General features: G+C 34.2%; 21 protein-coding genes. 18 read left to right on the top strand and 3 right to left on the bottom strand.

All coding sequences use genetic code 11. The annotated features are described in order from the left end of the window. Positions 1-46 precede the first annotated feature (46 nt). From M0Q20_RS09465 to M0Q20_RS09385, 17 genes are all read left to right on the top strand, one after another. Positions 47-760: a TlyA family RNA methyltransferase gene (locus tag M0Q20_RS09465; RefSeq protein ID WP_295061073.1), complete on the top strand. Its 714-nt coding sequence runs from the start codon at positions 47-49 to the stop codon at positions 758-760. Positions 761-765: 5 nt separating this feature from the next. Continuing rightward, positions 766-1,545 (top strand): hypothetical protein, encoded by a 780-nt coding sequence (locus tag M0Q20_RS09460; protein ID WP_295061071.1) that lies wholly within the window; start codon positions 766-768, stop codon positions 1,543-1,545. Positions 1,546-1,871: 326 nt separating this feature from the next. Further along, positions 1,872-2,267: a hypothetical protein gene (locus tag M0Q20_RS09455; RefSeq protein WP_295061068.1), complete on the top strand. Its 396-nt coding sequence runs from the start codon at positions 1,872-1,874 to the stop codon at positions 2,265-2,267. An 81-nt stretch (positions 2,268-2,348) separates the two neighbouring features. Next, the gene (locus M0Q20_RS09450; RefSeq protein WP_295061066.1) at positions 2,349-2,918 is read left to right on the top strand and encodes a class I SAM-dependent methyltransferase; all 570 of its coding nucleotides are present in this window, start codon (positions 2,349-2,351) and stop codon (positions 2,916-2,918) included. Between the two features lie 191 nt (positions 2,919-3,109). Continuing rightward, positions 3,110-4,090 (top strand): HaeIII family restriction endonuclease, encoded by a 981-nt coding sequence (locus M0Q20_RS09445; RefSeq protein ID WP_295061063.1) that lies wholly within the window; start codon positions 3,110-3,112, stop codon positions 4,088-4,090. Continuing rightward, positions 4,087-5,178 carry a DNA cytosine methyltransferase gene (locus tag M0Q20_RS09440; RefSeq protein ID WP_295061060.1) on the top strand — a complete coding sequence of 364 codons (1,092 nt, stop codon included), beginning with the start codon at positions 4,087-4,089 and terminating at the stop codon, positions 5,176-5,178. The genes M0Q20_RS09445 and M0Q20_RS09440 overlap by 4 nt, the downstream gene beginning before the upstream one ends. Positions 5,179-5,290: 112 nt before the next feature. After that, entirely contained in the window at positions 5,291-5,575 is a 285-nt protein-coding gene (locus M0Q20_RS09435) for a hypothetical protein (RefSeq protein ID WP_295061056.1), read from the top strand. Between the two features lie 60 nt (positions 5,576-5,635). Next, positions 5,636-6,472, top strand: a complete 837-nt coding sequence (locus tag M0Q20_RS09430) for a bifunctional riboflavin kinase/FAD synthetase (protein ID WP_295061053.1) — start codon at positions 5,636-5,638, stop codon at positions 6,470-6,472. Continuing rightward, on the top strand, positions 6,457-7,512 hold the full coding sequence (locus M0Q20_RS09425; RefSeq protein WP_366933658.1) for a tRNA pseudouridine(13) synthase TruD: 1,056 nt from the start codon (positions 6,457-6,459) through the stop codon (positions 7,510-7,512). The genes M0Q20_RS09430 and M0Q20_RS09425 overlap by 16 nt, the downstream gene beginning before the upstream one ends. 79 nt (positions 7,513-7,591) lie before the next feature. Then, the gene (locus M0Q20_RS09420; protein WP_295061050.1) at positions 7,592-8,266 is read left to right on the top strand and encodes a F0F1 ATP synthase subunit A; all 675 of its coding nucleotides are present in this window, start codon (positions 7,592-7,594) and stop codon (positions 8,264-8,266) included. Between the two features lie 12 nt (positions 8,267-8,278). Continuing rightward, the gene (locus M0Q20_RS09415) at positions 8,279-8,542 is read left to right on the top strand and encodes a hypothetical protein (RefSeq protein ID WP_295061045.1); all 264 of its coding nucleotides are present in this window, start codon (positions 8,279-8,281) and stop codon (positions 8,540-8,542) included. Between the two features lie 88 nt (positions 8,543-8,630). After that, the gene (gene gatB, locus M0Q20_RS09410) at positions 8,631-10,055 is read left to right on the top strand and encodes an Asp-tRNA(Asn)/Glu-tRNA(Gln) amidotransferase subunit GatB (RefSeq protein ID WP_295061042.1); all 1,425 of its coding nucleotides are present in this window, start codon (positions 8,631-8,633) and stop codon (positions 10,053-10,055) included. 52 nt (positions 10,056-10,107) lie between these two features. After that, entirely contained in the window at positions 10,108-10,998 is an 891-nt protein-coding gene (locus M0Q20_RS09405) for an NAD(P)H-dependent glycerol-3-phosphate dehydrogenase (protein ID WP_295061039.1), read from the top strand. A gap of 70 nt (positions 10,999-11,068) precedes the next feature. Continuing rightward, positions 11,069-11,296: a CopG family transcriptional regulator gene (locus M0Q20_RS09400; RefSeq protein WP_295061036.1), complete on the top strand. Its 228-nt coding sequence runs from the start codon at positions 11,069-11,071 to the stop codon at positions 11,294-11,296. Positions 11,297-11,300: 4 nt separating this feature from the next. Then, complete coding sequence (locus M0Q20_RS09395; protein ID WP_295061033.1) at positions 11,301-11,561, top strand: type II toxin-antitoxin system RelE/ParE family toxin; 261 nt, start codon at positions 11,301-11,303, stop codon at positions 11,559-11,561. Beyond that, complete coding sequence (locus M0Q20_RS09390; RefSeq protein ID WP_295061031.1) at positions 11,562-11,852, top strand: hypothetical protein; 291 nt, start codon at positions 11,562-11,564, stop codon at positions 11,850-11,852. Beyond that, entirely contained in the window at positions 11,853-13,208 is a 1,356-nt protein-coding gene (locus M0Q20_RS09385) for a DASS family sodium-coupled anion symporter (RefSeq protein ID WP_295061028.1), read from the top strand. Here M0Q20_RS09385 and M0Q20_RS09380 read toward each other — a convergent pair. Next, entirely contained in the window at positions 13,205-13,402 is a 198-nt protein-coding gene (locus M0Q20_RS09380) for a hypothetical protein (protein ID WP_295061025.1), read from the bottom strand. The genes M0Q20_RS09385 and M0Q20_RS09380 overlap by 4 nt on opposite strands. Positions 13,403-13,639: 237 nt before the next feature. Here M0Q20_RS09380 and M0Q20_RS09375 point away from each other — a divergent pair, with 237 nt between their 5' ends. Continuing rightward, complete coding sequence (locus M0Q20_RS09375) at positions 13,640-13,930, top strand: Dabb family protein (RefSeq protein WP_295061022.1); 291 nt, start codon at positions 13,640-13,642, stop codon at positions 13,928-13,930. A gap of 12 nt (positions 13,931-13,942) precedes the next feature. Here M0Q20_RS09375 and M0Q20_RS09370 read toward each other — a convergent pair whose 3' ends face one another. Next, positions 13,943-15,136 (bottom strand): ArsS family sensor histidine kinase, encoded by a 1,194-nt coding sequence (locus tag M0Q20_RS09370; protein WP_295061019.1) that lies wholly within the window; start codon positions 15,134-15,136, stop codon positions 13,943-13,945. Position 15,137: 1 nt separating this feature from the next. Further along, on the bottom strand, positions 15,138-15,386 hold a 249-nt coding region (locus M0Q20_RS09365), incomplete at its 5' end, for a winged helix-turn-helix domain-containing protein (RefSeq protein WP_295061017.1).

Raw genomic sequence — 15,386 nt, 5'->3', positions numbered from 1 at the left:
TCTCTCGGCGTTGCTGTTCTTAGTGAGCAGGAGATGAGAGAAAAAATTGAGCAGGCTTGACAACTACTTGGTAGAGCATGGTCTTTGCGAGAGCAGAAACAGAGCGCAGACACTCATAAAAGAGGGGTTTGTAAGCGTAAACGGCGAACAGATAATAAAAAGCTCTTTTAAGTTGAGCCAGAGCGACAAAGTAACCGTAAAAGAGCATAAAGAGTATGTGTCACGCGCGGCTTTTAAACTGAGCGCTTTTTTAGACGAGCTCTCTCTTGATGTAAAAGGGATGAGCGCACTTGACATCGGCTCTTCAACGGGCGGTTTTACGCAGGTTCTCTTAGAAAGGGGAGCCAGAGAGGTAACGGCGGTAGATGTCGGGCGGGATCAGTTGCATGTAAGCCTCAAAAACGATGAGAGGGTCCACTCTTACGAGGGTTGCGACATAAGAGGATTTGAGAGCGATAAAAAGTTTGATATAGTGGTAAGCGATGTCGCTTTTATCTCCCTGCTTTACATCTTGGATGACGTTGAAAGATTAGCGAAAGACAAAATCATCCTGCTTTTCAAGCCTCAGTTCGAGGTAGGGCGGGAAGCAAAGAGAGACAGAAACGGTGTAGTTACCGATGAGAAAGTGATATTAAATGCCATGATAAAGTTTGAGGATGCCTGTTCTCTCTTAGGCTGGAGACTCGTTTTAAAATCGCCTTCAAAACTAACCGGCAAAGAGGGCAATCTGGAGTATTGCTACTTTTATGAGAAAATTTAAATACTATGTTTAATCAAGCAATGGAATTTATAAGGAATATTCAAAATAAACGTAAAAATAGTTTAAAGCATGACATAGATGTATATGAAAATTTTGAAAAATTATATTTTTTTGATAGTGAGAAATTATATGAATTAATCTATGAGACTGAAGCATTTAAACTTTATGCAGATTTAGAAGATATTGAATATATTATTGAAAGAATGAAAAAATATATTTCCAAATTTCAAGAAAAAGCAGAAGAATTTTTAGTGGAAGCGAAAAAAGAGTATGAGGAAGATTTTATTGAAATTTCATATATATTTACATCTTACACATTCACTCTTCTTAACATTAGAACCGCCATACAAAAAAACAATCCTGTAAATTATTATGAAGAAAAAACGAAGGAAATCTTTTCTGTAGATTTAGTAGGAAGTTTAATAAAAGTAATTCGTAACACTAGTGTTCACCGTAATTTATATAAACCAAAATGGAATATTGAATATAAACTTCCAGGCAAAGAGATTTATATAATTCTTGATAAAAAATTACTTTTAAAAGATCATAATTTGAATAGTAAAGATAAAAAACTTATCAAAGAAAACTATGGTGAACATATAAATATAATTCAATTGTTTGAACAGTATATGCAGAAAATAGAGCTTTTGCATAAATGGCATAAAAAAGAAATATATAAAACATATCCAGAAAAAATTGAACAATATAAAAAATATATTGAATGGCTGGACATTCTTATGTATAAAAATTGTAAAAGGCTTCTCGTTTTACCTCCGCTAAGTTAAAATACAGATTTTTACTCCTATAGTTATTTATTAAGTTGGCATAGCTAAAGCAAGTGCCAATATAAGAAAAGACTTAGAAAATGTGACATATTAATAATACTAAGCACAAGCTTTTTAAAAACAAAGAGCCTAACTCTTACTACAAGAAACATTGATAAATTTTAAAGATTTTAGTGTTTTGGCTAAAAATAGTCTAATTATTGTAATTTTTAATAATTATTTAATTTAAATTAACATTTTATGTGTTCATCTATTTAGAAAATATCAAGCAGTTTAATATATAATGTTAGTTATAAATAGTTATGATTTAATGAAAGGAATATTTAATGAAGAAGTTAATTGTAATATTTACCTATATTGTAGTTGCACTATTATTAAGCGCATGTGCTGGCGCATTTCAACGTCCAGGGCCATCAGTTAACTATGGCAATCCTCCACAAGGATATGAGGAAGCAATCAAAGTTCATTTTAAACAAGTTTTAAAAGACCCAGAAAGTGCTAACTATAGATTTGGAAAGCCAGTCAAAGCATATACAAATGAGGGCATGGTCTATGGAGGAAAGGTCTCTTGGGTTGGTTACCTAGTTGATGTTCAGGTAAATGCCAAAAATAGCTTTGGTGGATATGTTGGATTTAAACCATATATGCTGCTATTCGATGGAAATAACATTGTTAAATATATTGAAGGTAGTGACCATGTCCTTGTTCATAGGATGGAGTAAAATCTAATATTTGTTTAAAAAACTAATCGGCAAAGAGGGCAATCTGGAGTATTGCTACTGCTTTGAGAAAGAGGACAAAGCATGATGCCTTTTAACAATCTCGGATTTGTCTTTAAACACTTCGGCTCGCTTGTATACTCCAAACCAATCTTGGAGGATTTGTGTCTGTTTTTGCATGGCTTCACCGACACAGAGATAGTTTTGGACATAGGTGCGGGTACAGGGATGATGAGCGAGTTCGCCTATAGATGCAATGAGAAGCTCAAATATGTCGCCGTTGACCCTGCAGAGGGGATGCTCAAATATGCCCCCGCGTATCTTGAGACACATGTGGGAGAGGCAGAAGCACTGCCCTTTGAAGATGAGAGTTTTGATGCCGTATTTATGGGAGAGTCTCTTCATCACTTTCATGACATAGACACCGCACTTACTGAAGTAGTGCGAGTACTCAAAAATGGCGGAAGACTTTTTGTTTATGATTTTGACAAAGGTACATTTTTAGGAAAAAGCGTATACCTGATGGAAAAACTATTCGGCGAACCTGCCAACTTTTACGAACCCGACGTACTCAAAGAGGTACTTGAGGGTTGCGGCTTTAGCGTAACTATGATGAAGCATGGATGGCGCTATACCGTTAGTGCATCGCTTTAGTAATATAAAACTATTTAGATAAATAGCTAAAATTCAGTTATTATTTTTAAAATATATTGCAATTTGTCATATTTTTTAATTTATACAATTTCTTAATATATAATTTAAAAATATTAAGTAGATAGCACAAAATTAGTTCAAAAGAGAATTTTTGCTATTATCTCAACTGTATATAAATATATGGAATCTATATGAAAAAAGAATCTACTCAAACAAAAAATGGAAAAGCATTTGAGTATGCTATTTTAAAAGAATTTAAAGAAAAACTTGAAAGAGCAACAATAGTAGAGGTAGTAGATAATCATGCATTTTTAACAGCACAAAAACACTTTAATTCATTTGATAAGATAGAACAAGGAGAATTTTTACTATATGCAAGTTTTGCAGTTAACTTTTTAATTGATATAGAACCAAGATTATCTAACAACTTTGACAAAAGTGATATTTTACAATTGGAAATACTTACTGATGAAAAGGGGCAAGATGGTGATGTTAGAGATGTTGTTGCAATAAGATTGTTACAAAAATGGGAAATAGGAATTTCAGCCAAAAACAATCATAAGGCTGTAAAGCATTCAAGACTTTCAAATAAAATTGATTTTGGAGACAAGTGGCTAGGTATAAAAGCATCAAAGCAATATTTTGATGCGATAAAACCTATATTTGATTCTCTTGAAAAAATGAGAAACGAAAGTAATAAAGCTAAAACTTGGAAATCTTTAGGTAATTATCATTCTACAATATATACACCAATATTAGAAGCCTTTAAAACTGAATTATTAAAAATATACAATACAAATCCTAATCAAGTCTCTTCTAGTTTAGTAGAGTACCTTATAGGAAATAAAGATTTTTATAAAGTAATTAAGGGTAAAAAAAATATTGAAATTCAAGCCTATAATTTACGTGGCACTTTAAATCTACCTTTTGAAAATATCAATCCTAAGTTAATTACACCAAAAATTGATTTACCGACTGAAATCAAAAATATTTCATATAAAAAAGGCACCTTAACGACATTAATTGTGGAATTAAACAATGAATGGACGTTATCTTTTAGAATTCATAATGCAAGTTCTAGAGTTGAGCCATCATTAAAATTTGATATAAATTTATTAAAAGCACCTAACTCACTATTTACAAATAAACTTTCAATTGAGGCAAAAAAATGAATATAATATCTTTATTTTCAGGAGCAGGTGGATTAGATTTAGGCTTTGAAAAAGCTGGTTTTAAAACAATATGGGCTAATGAATATGATAAAGAGATTTGGGAAACATTTGAAAAAAACTTTCCAAATACTACTTTAGATAGGAGAAGTATTATTAATATACCATCAAGTGATATTCCCGATGCGATTGGATTAATTGGTGGACCTCCTTGCCAAAGTTGGAGTGAAGCAGGAAAGTTAAAAGGGATAGAAGACCATAGAGGAGAACTGTTTTTTGAGTTTATAAGAGTTTTAAGAGATAAAAAGCCTCTCTTCTTTTTGGCTGAAAATGTTTCAGGTATGTTGGCTAGTCGACATAGTGAGGCACTAAAGAATATTAAAAATCACTTTATTGATAGTGGTTATAATTTATCATTTAAGCTTTTGAATGCTCATGATTATAAAGTACCACAAGATAGAAAAAGAGTGTTTTTTATTGGATTTAGAAAAGATCTAAACATCACTTTTCAATTTCCTAAAGGATTTTCAAAAAAAAGATTTTTAAAAGATGTAATTTATGATTTAAAAGATAACGTTTTATCTGCTAAGGACAAAAATTATACAAATGGTAATAATTGTAAAATAGATAACCATGAGTATATGACTGGCGGTTTTTCAACTATGTTTATGTCAAGAAATAGAGTAAGAAGTTGGGATGAACCATCATTTACAATTCAAGCAGGTGGAAGGCATGCACCGCTTCATCCACAAGCGCCTAAAATGAAATTCATAGAGCAAAATAAAAGAATATTTGTACCTAAAAATGAGCATCTATATAGGAGATTAAGCATTAGAGAATGTGCGAGAATACAAACATTTCCAGACAACCACAAGTTTTATTATAATAATTTAAGTGCAGGTTATAAAATGGTAGGAAATGCAGTGCCGCCAAATTTAGCATATTTTTTAGCAAAAAAAATTATTGAAGATTTAAGCAGTATTTATCTTAACAAGACACAGGAATTAACAAATATACTTATGCCAAGCAATTTAACTAATTTTGAAAACGAATATATTTCTAATAGACAAATTATCTCTTCAAAAATATAGGTTTTTACTGAATCAGCATGTTGTCTAGTTTATATAGGACACTCTATGATTTCACTTTATATGTCATAATACATAGATTTAGTACTTAAGAAATCAATTATGGAGATAAAAAATGAACAGTTTTACAGTAGATTTAGTCGGTATCGTAGGTGTGGCAATGGTTTTAGTGACATATTTTTTACTACAGAGTGAAAAAATAGACTCTAAAGGCTTTTTGTACTCGTTTCTTAACCTCTTCGGCGCGCTTCTAATTGTCTACTCTCTTCTTTATAATTGGAATCTCGCCTCTTTTATCATAGAGATTTTTTGGGTTTTAATAAGTTTGTACGGGCTTAAAAAGTGGTACAGAAATAAAAAGAAAAATGCCTCTTCTTCTCCTTTTAATGATAAAATATAGACCTTTTTGATAAAATTTCGCATAAAGAAAAGAAGCTATTACAGCAAAGAGGAAAAAGATTTGAAAAACAGCACTTCAATCGCCATAGGTGGGTTTGACGGTATGCATATCGGGCATCAAAAGCTTTTTAGTGCACTAGATGAGAAGAGCACTATCGTTGTAATTGAGACAGGTTATGCAAATCTTACTCCAAAAAAAGAGCGTGAACATTTTTCGCACTTTCCCATACTCTATCTGGAACTAGAAGATATACGCCACTTAAGCGGTGAAGAGTTTATAGCTTTTTTAAAAGAGAAGTTTCCAAAGCTTAAAAAAATAGTAGTCGGGTATGATTTTCACTTTGGTAAAGATAGAAGATACTCTTTTAATGACTTAAAAAATCTTTTTCTAAAAGAGGAGAAAGATGGAGTTGTTGAGGTGATTGATGAGGTGTCGCTTCATGGCGATTCTGTTCATTCGCACAAGATAAGAGCAAAGCTTCAAATCGGTGATATTGAAGGAGCTAACGCTTTTTTAGGGCATAACTATACTATAAAAGGCAAAGTGGTCTCAGGGCAGGGTATTGGTAAAAAAGAGCTTGTAGCAACTATCAACATAGAAGCAAAAGAGTTTTTGATGCCAAAAGAGGGTGTTTATGTAACTCTGACAAGAATTGACGATGAGGAGCATTACCATCCTTCGGTCTCTTTTGTGGGTCACAGAGTGACGACTGATGGTAGTTTTGCTGTTGAGAGTCATATACTTGACGGCGAAGTTTTATGTAAAGAGAGAGCAACTATTAGTTTTGTTAACTTTATTAGAGAAAACAAAAAGTTTGACTCCATGGCAGAGTTAAAAAAAGCGATACAAAAAGATATCGCTACCGCTTCAAAGGAGCTAAAATTTCTACAATTATAAAAGAGCTAGATAGAGAATATCTTCACTCCACTAAGGACATAGATTTTAAATTTTATCAAAACGAAAAAGATTTCGTAGTCGATGAGATTCCCAAAGAGGAGTTTTTAGGCAGAGGAAATTATCTAATTTTAAAGGTACAAAAAATTGAGCTTACAACGTGGGATATGATTGCTATTTTTGCTGAGTATTTGGCAATTCCCGCACAAAAAATCGGTTACGCCGGACTTAAAGACAAGCATGCAACAACGACACAGTATCTCTCGCTAGAGACAAAATATGAGACACTTCTTAAAAAGTTTCATCACAAACAGATTAAAATTTTAAGCACTACAAGACATTCTCACTCCATTAGAATGGGGGATTTAAAAGGCAATAGATTTAGCATAAATCTTTATGACGTTGATGTTATAGATTCGGGTAAGATTGAAAAAATTGCTAGAAAAATAGAGAAGAGCGGACTTCCCAACTATTTTGGATATCAAAGATTTGGACGTGATGCAGGTAGTGTAGAACAAGCAAGAGAGATGATAAAAGGCGAACTCTTCATAGAAGATACAAAGCTTAAAAATTTTTTGGTCTCTGTTTATCAGAGTTACTATTTTAACGAGTGGCTAAGAGAGAGGGTGATGCTAAGCAAGGAGAGGCAAAGTTCAGAGTTTGTTCTTCTTAGCGGTGATGTTTATATTGCAAAGGATGGCAAATTATCAACTCCAAAATTGATTCCGACTAAAGAGTTTGCGGCTAAAAGATTAGTACCTACGGGATTACTTTGCGGCAGAGATGTTTTTCGCGCAAAGTACGATGCAGCGGAGATAGAGAAAAGGTATGATGATGAGTTTTTACAAGAAAAAGGGTATAGAAGAGAAGCTCTGATTTATCCAAGTGATATTGACTGCAAGTACGTAAAAAAAGAGACAATGTTAAATCTATCTTTTACACTTCCAAAAGGCTCATATGCCACCGTATTTTTGGAGAGTATCGCAGGGAAGAATTACAGCGCAAAAGATGTAAAACAGGATAAAAATAGAAAGAAAAGATAAAAGATATCCACCGTATTATAATAGTTTAATTAAATCTTTACTATAATGGCGCAATTTATTTGAGACAGGGAGTACACCAATGGGTGAATTGTTCACATTTTTCGGTCTAATTTCTCATGATAAGACTTTTATCTATATGACGCACATGTTATTGTCTGCAGGTATTGCTTTAATACTTGTGAGAATGGCTATGTCAAATCTAAAAATGGTTCCAACAGGAACTCAAAACGTAATGGAAGCATATATTTCAGGTGTTCTTAAAATGGGAACAGATGTTATGGGTGAAGAGAATGCTCGTCGTTATCTTCCGCTAGTTGCAACAATCGGTCTGTTTGTAGGTATTGCAAACCTAATCGGTGTTATACCTGGGTTTGAAGCTCCTACTGCATTTTTAGAGTTTGCATTTACTCTTGCTCTTTGTGTATTTATCTACTATAACTATGAAGGTATTCGTCGTCAAGGTGTTATAAAGTATTTTAAACATTTCCTTGGACCTGTTTGGTGGTTATACTGGTTAATGTTCCCAATCGAGATTGTTTCTCACTTCTCTCGTTTAGTTTCTCTAAGCTTTCGTCTTTTTGGAAACGTAAAGGGAGATGATATGTTCTTGATGGTAATTCTTATGCTTGCTCCATGGGTACTTCCGTTGATTCCTTTTGCTCTTCTTACATTTATGGCATTCTTACAAGCATTTATCTTTATGATGCTTACGTATGTTTATCTTGGCGGAGCGATAGCTGTTGACGATCACTAACAGCTAGATAATATGCAAAAAGAGAAATTCGACAGAATTATAAGCTTTTTGCTTGGAGCATCATGGGCGGTTGTCATATTTGGTGCTCTAATAACTTTTAAAATCTTCTCTTTTCTTGGGTTTTCTCTTGCTCTTTTCATAACAATAACATTTATAGTAATCTCATTTTTTCTAATCTTAACACTTGATGCTTTTGTGATAAATAGACAAAGGCTTGAAGAAGCAAAAAAACAGACAAGACTTTTAGAAAAAATATACTCCAAACACACTTGGTAAATAGCATTTATTGCTGCTTTATGAAACTTAAAAGCATTAATTAGATAAAATCCAAAACAATATTATAATCTTTTATCTAAGGAAACTTATGTTTGAAGTAGTTATCGGACTAGAGGTCCACGTTCAGCTAAATACAAAAACTAAACTTTTTTGCTCATGTCCTACGAGTTTTAATCACAGACAAAATACAAATACATGTCCCACTTGTCTAGCACTCCCGGGAGCGCTTCCGGTTTTAAACAAAGAGGTGCTTCACAAATCTGTAATGTTCGGTACTGCAGTTGATGCAACAATAAATCAGACATCATATTTTGATAGAAAAAGCTATTTTTATCCAGATAGCCCTTCTGCTTACCAAATCACTCAGCTCTATACGCCTATAGTAGAACACGGAAAACTTCGTATAGATTTCGAGGATGGTTCGCATAAGGTAATTCGCATAAACCGTGCCCATATTGAAGCGGATGCGGGGAAAAACATACATGACGGTCCTGTTTCAAAAGTTGACCTAAACCGCGCGGGAACTCCACTTTTAGAGATTGTGAGCGAGCCTGACATGAGAAGTGCCGAAGAGGTAACGCTATACCTAAAGAAGCTTCACTCTATCATCAGATACCTTGATATAGGCGATGCAAATATGCAAGAGGGAAGCTTTCGTGTCGATGTAAACGTCTCTATCCGTCCAAAAGGGGATGAGAAACTCTACACTCGCGTGGAGATAAAAAATATTAACAGTTTTAGATTTATACAAAGAGCAATAGAGCTTGAAGTAGCACGTCAAAGTGAAGCTTGGGAAGATGGTATTTATGAGAGTGAGATAGTTCAAGAGACTAGACTTTTTGATCAAGTAAAACAAGAGACACGCTCAATGCGCGGTAAAGAAGAAGCAGCAGATTATCGCTACTTTCCTGAACCTGATCTATTAAAAGCAGTAGTCACCGATGAGATGATAGAGGAGTTTAGTAAAATTCCTGAGCTTCCTGATGAGAAGATGGAGCGTTTTGTAAAAGATTACGGCATGAGTGAGTATAACGCAATGGTCGTGACATCTTCGCTAGAGATGGCACATTTCTTTGAAGGAATGATGCAAGAGGGCATAAGTGCAAAAAATGCTCTTACTTGGCTAACTGTCGAGCTTCAAGGCAGATTCAAAGGAGAGGTAAATATCTCAAACTCCCCTATTGATGCTAAAAAACTAGGATTTTTGGTAAAAAGAATAGAAGATGGCACTATAAGTGGAAAAGCTGCTAAAGAGGTGCTTGACTATTTAATGGAAAAAGGCGGCGAAGTTGATGAGGCTATAGATACGCTCGGTCTTAAACAGGTAAGTGATACGGGTGCAATCGAAGCTATTTGTGATGCAGTTATAAATGCAAATCAAGATAAAGTCGCAGAGTACAAAGGTGGAAAGGATAAGCTTTTTGGTTTCTTTGTAGGACAGGTTATGAAAGAGTCTAAGGGGAGTGCAAACCCTGCAACAGTCAACGAGATACTAAAAGCAAAGCTTGGATAGTAGCCCTAATGGGAAAAAAGATATAAGAGAGTTTGAAATATAGGGAGTGGTTGTGACTAAAGTAGGAGTAATAGGAGCAGGAAAATGGGGGAGTGCTTTAGCTTTTGCGCTTAGTGAGAAGTGTGAAGTATATATAACCTCTAGAACACCGCGAGATATGAAAAACTTTATACCGCTTGAAGAGATTTTAAAGTTAGAGTATTTGGTAATAGCAATTCCCGCACAGCAGATATCTTTATGGCTAGAAGATAACTTTATATATAACAATCAAAAAATATTAGTTGCGGCAAAAGGGATAGAAGCAAAAACAGGAAAGTTTTTAAATGAGATATATGCCAAGTATGTTCCGGATAACAGCATAGCTTTTTTATCGGGTCCCTCTTTTGCTACAGAAGTCATGAAGTCTCTGCCCACTGCACTTGTGGTAAACTCAAAAAATGAGGAGCTTAGTAAAAAGTTTGCCTCATTTTTTCCATCATTTATAAAAACATACACCTCTACAGATGTGGCAGGTGCAGAGGTTTCCGGAGCGTATAAGAATGTTATAGCTATAGCGGCAGGAATATGTGAAGGCTTAGGGCTTGGAAAAAATGCAGCTGCTTCGCTTATCTCAAGAGGCCTTGTAGAGATGCAGAGATTTGGAAAAGAGTATGGCGCAAAAGAGGAGAGCTTTATAGGGCTTAGCGGAGCAGGGGATCTATTTTTAACCGCATCATCGACCATGAGTAGAAACTTTCGCGTCGGCTTAGGGATTGCTGAGGGTAAATCCAAGGAGCAGATAGTCGAAGAGCTTGGAGAGGTGGCAGAGGGGATAGGAACTACATACGCTCTGCATAAAATAGCCGAAGAGAAAGATTTATATCTTCCAATAGCCAAAGAGGTCTATAATATGCTAGAGGGCTTAGACCCGCATGTAAGTTTAAGTAATTTTCTTTCAAATTAATAAAAAAGTTGCTTAATTTCTAAATTATATGTATAATTATTCATATAATTGTATGAACAGGAGTTAAATAATGCATAAAATAAGAAGTACCTTTACGGTATCGGACTTTATAATCGATGAGTTAAACAGCGTATCTAAAGAGCTTGACGAGAAAAAATCTCATATAGTAGAAAAAGCACTTAGTATGTATTTTGATGCTCTTGATGAAAAACTATCAGACCAAAGACTCAAAAATCTTGAAGATAAAAAGGAAAAACTAATCCCCGCAAGTGAAGTTTTTAAAGAACTAGGTTTATAACTACATGTATGAACTTTACTTTTTAAGCAGTGCAAAAAAGGAGTTCAAGAAGCTTGATTTTGTAGCTCAAAAAATTATCAAAGAAAAACTCCTTCTCTTAGTAACAAATCCTGATATCCTAAAAAACAATATCAAAGTACTAAAAGGCGAATACAAAGGCAAATTTCGACTTCACATAAACCAATACAGAGTTATCTTTCAGGTCAAAGATGAAGAGCTTATTATCATAGTCGTTCGAGTCGGACATAGGAAAGAGGTTTATTAGATGGCTGAATGTAGTGTAGAAAACTGTAGAAATGAGTGTAGTGTTGTGCTGTCATTATCTATGTATCAAAATCCACGTCTTTTATTAAAGACAATCCTTATTATTAGTCTATTTATGTTTATGTTTTTATCATATATTGATTTAGATATTATTGCCATGAATATAAACCCATTTTCAATTATGACAAGCAAAGAGCCTATCACTTTAGGGTTATTGATTTTCAAAATCACAATAGCATATTTAATCTACCAATTCATAGTCTCAGTTAGACAAAACACAAGGAGAAAGTAAATGAGCAAAGATAAAGAACAGTTTAGAAAAATAGCAGTAGCTATTTTAATTGGCTTCTCTTGCTTTGCACTGTCACTCACTATTTTTAATGCCACACAGGCTTCGGTTTTAGGGCTTATTGCTTTTATGGTAACTCTTTGGACTAATGAGGGGTTGCCTCTTGGAGTTGTCTCCTTGTTGCCGATAGTTCTGTTTCCCTCTTTTTCAATTCTTGATACTACACAAACTGCACTTAACTATGCAAACCCCATAATCTTTCTCTTTTTTGGTGGTTTTTTGCTTGCTATTGCAGTTGAGAAAACCGAGCTTCATAGATGGGTGACGGATAAGATGTTTGCAATTTTTCCCTCAACTCCAAAAGGGATAATATTTTCACTTACCATAACATCAGGAGTGCTTAGCTCGCTTCTATCAAATACTACAACAACTCTTCTTTTGATGTCAATCGCTCTTTTTATCACTGAGGATACAAGACTTAAGATGAGATTTGCGCTCTCTATTGCATATGGTGCGAGTGTGGGTGGAATTTTAACTCCGATCGGAACGCCGCCAAATCTTATTTTGCTAGGGTTTATGCAAAAGAGTGATATGGAAGTTATCTCCTTTTTACAGTGGATGGTAATGGTTGCTCCCTTAGTTCTTGTAATGTTTTTTGTGGTTGCCTCCCTACTTAGTATAGGTGTTAAAAATATAGCAATAACGGTAGATAGTCAAAAAAAAGCCCTTAATATTGAGCAGAAAAAAGTCCTTTTTTTAATAGGCGGAGTTGTTTTGTTACTTCTTTTAAATGCCTCTTTTAAGCCTTACTGGAGTGGGCTTGGGTTAAATGAAAACGGTATGTTGCTCTTGGCGGGACTTCTGCTTTTTGCTCCGCCGTTTAAAATACTTGAGTGGATGGATGATAAAGCGAAGATTCCATTTAGAATTATGTTTTTATTCGGTGCAGGTTTTTCAATCGCAACTGCTTTTAGTGCTACGGGCTTGGCAGAAGAGGTTGCCTCTTATCTTATTGCTGTAACACAGCTTCATCCTATTTTAATAATACTAAGTGTTGCAGCACTAATTGTTTTTACAACAGAGATAACCTCAAATACAGCTCTTATATCGGTAATGCTTCCGGTTATTTATGCAGTCTCACAGCAGAGTGGACTCAATGCCTCCCTCTTTATGATGGTAGCTGCCGTTTGTGCAAGCTATGCCTTTATGCTTCCAATTGCCACTCCTCCAAATGCCATTGCCATGAGCAGCGGAGCCGTAAGCGTTAAGGATATGGCAAGATATGGAATTATTTTAAATTTGGTAGGAATCTTTTTAATAGCAATAATCGCAGAGTTTTTTTGGAAAGGAGTTCTTTAAGAGCCTCTGTTTTTGTACATGAAATAGAAATCTTTTAAAATAAGTCCTGCTGTGAAAAACCATAGCATATTTAAGATGTAGTTCTCATTTAGACCACTGTTGTAAAGGTATGGAAACAGCAAAAAAAATGGCCACTTAAAGAAGTAAAAAAATAGTATGCCACTTCCGTAAAGCTCTCTTAAAATTCTTTTCATAAAGCTATTTTATCCTTTTTACTTATGTTACACAATAAAACGAACACGTCCGTTTTATTGGCAGGGACTAATACACAAGGGGCAGACCCAGTCCCTACAACCCCCTAAAGCTTCAAAACAAGCAGAAGCGGTTTTTGCATAGCAAAAATGTTTCTTTAGAAAAAACTTTTTTTTCGAGAATTATAAAGTAGTTTGCGCACTTTTTAGTTAGAATTTCATAAAAAATAGAGGTATATAATGATTGTACACATAGTTATGTTTAAATTTAAAGATGAAAATAAAAACTCAAATATAGCAGAGGTTACAAAGAGGCTAAATGCTTTAGAGGCACTTATTCCTGTACTTAAAAAAATGGAAGTCGGTATTAATTTTACAGAGTCACAGAGGGCATTTGACTTATCGTTATACTCTACATTTGAGACAAAAGAGGATTTGGACGCTTATGCAATCCATCCTGAGCATCTAAAAGTAGTAGAGCTTATAAAAGCCGTAACGTTAGAGTCAAAAATAGTGGATTATATTTTATAACAAAACCAAAGTTTAGGAGAAGTCTAAGCAGAAAATATTTTCCTCATCTTTATGTGTGTAACTTAGTAAAAAATTATGTTTATTTATGATTTTGCTAACAATACTAAGACCAAGTCCGAAGCCGTCTCTTTGTGAGAGCTCTTGTGTAAACGGTTCTAGATAATACTCAAACTCTTTTGAGAGTTTTTTACCTCTGTTGATAATATATAATTTCTGCTTTGAAGCTCTTATGGTAATTGGCAATTCGGTGGCATATTTTAGTGCATTATCTAGTAAGTTTTTAAGTGCAATTGAGAGATAGTGCAAATCGGCATCTATTTTAAAATCTTCTTCAATTAGAAGTGTGATGTTTGACTCCTTCTCTATATATAACTTGCTGAGTGCTTCTGTTATAAGTGTCTCAGCACTAAAAGTTGAAATGTTTAGCTCTGTAGAGTTTAACTTCTCTAACTCTATTAGCTCACTTGTTAAAACCTCCAAATCTGAGAATATCTTTTCTAACAACTCTTTTTGCTCACTATCTTCTATCTTTTGGATGAGAAATTTTCCTTTTGCTATTGGGGTTCTTAGCTCATGCCCTATATCTCGCAGTAGCTCCTCCCTGCTTTTTATTAACCCCTCTAGAGATGCTGCCATTGTATTAAAAGCTTTTGAGAGTGTTCCCATCTCATCATTTGAGACTATATCTATCCTGCTGTTAAAATTTCCGCTTGAGAAATTCTCAATCTTTTTTGTGATTTTTTTAAGTGGAGAGAGAAGTTTAAGTAGATACAAAAATATAAGAAACAAAACAATTATGTCTAAAAAAATAAGAGCATTTAGCTTTAGTTTGTCATTTATATTCTCCTCATCCGGAGTCTTGAGCGTATAGTTCTCATCAAGAAAGTTTATCTCTATAATAAACTCATCTTCAAAAGAGGCCTTTTTTATAGAGATAAAACCAAAAGTGTGTTTTTCATAGTAGAGAAGCTCTCTGCTTTTTTTATCTTGAGCATCAACTCTTTTTAAATCATATTTGTTTATCAGACTCTCGACTCTGTCTTTATTGTCAATGTTTTGAAATATCTCGTTTGAAATTTTTAGATATTTATCTTTTATAAGGTCATCTATTCGTTTGGAGTTTATGGTGTCAATCCAAAACCCTATAATGCTCATAAGAGCAAAGCTTATTAAAAAGAGTATCGATATTTTTTTAATTATTGACATATTAGCTCATAAACTTATAGCCAATGCCCCAGACGGACTTGATATATTTTGGCTCTTTGGGGTCGTCGCCTATCTTGTTTCTTATGTTGCTTATGTGGGTATCGATTGTTCTGTTTTTTGTGTTTTCATCTAGCGAGGTTGCATTTAAAATCTGCTCTCTTGAGGATATTTTATTTCTGTTTTCTACTAAAAATATAAATATTTCAAACTCAATTTTTGTAAACTCGATTGAGTAGTTATCTAAAAGAAC

The organism is Sulfurimonas sp. (assembly GCF_023229025.1).
GTDB lineage: Bacteria > Campylobacterota > Campylobacteria > Campylobacterales > Sulfurimonadaceae > Sulfurimonas.
This window is presented reverse-complemented; position numbering and strand designations above follow the sequence as displayed.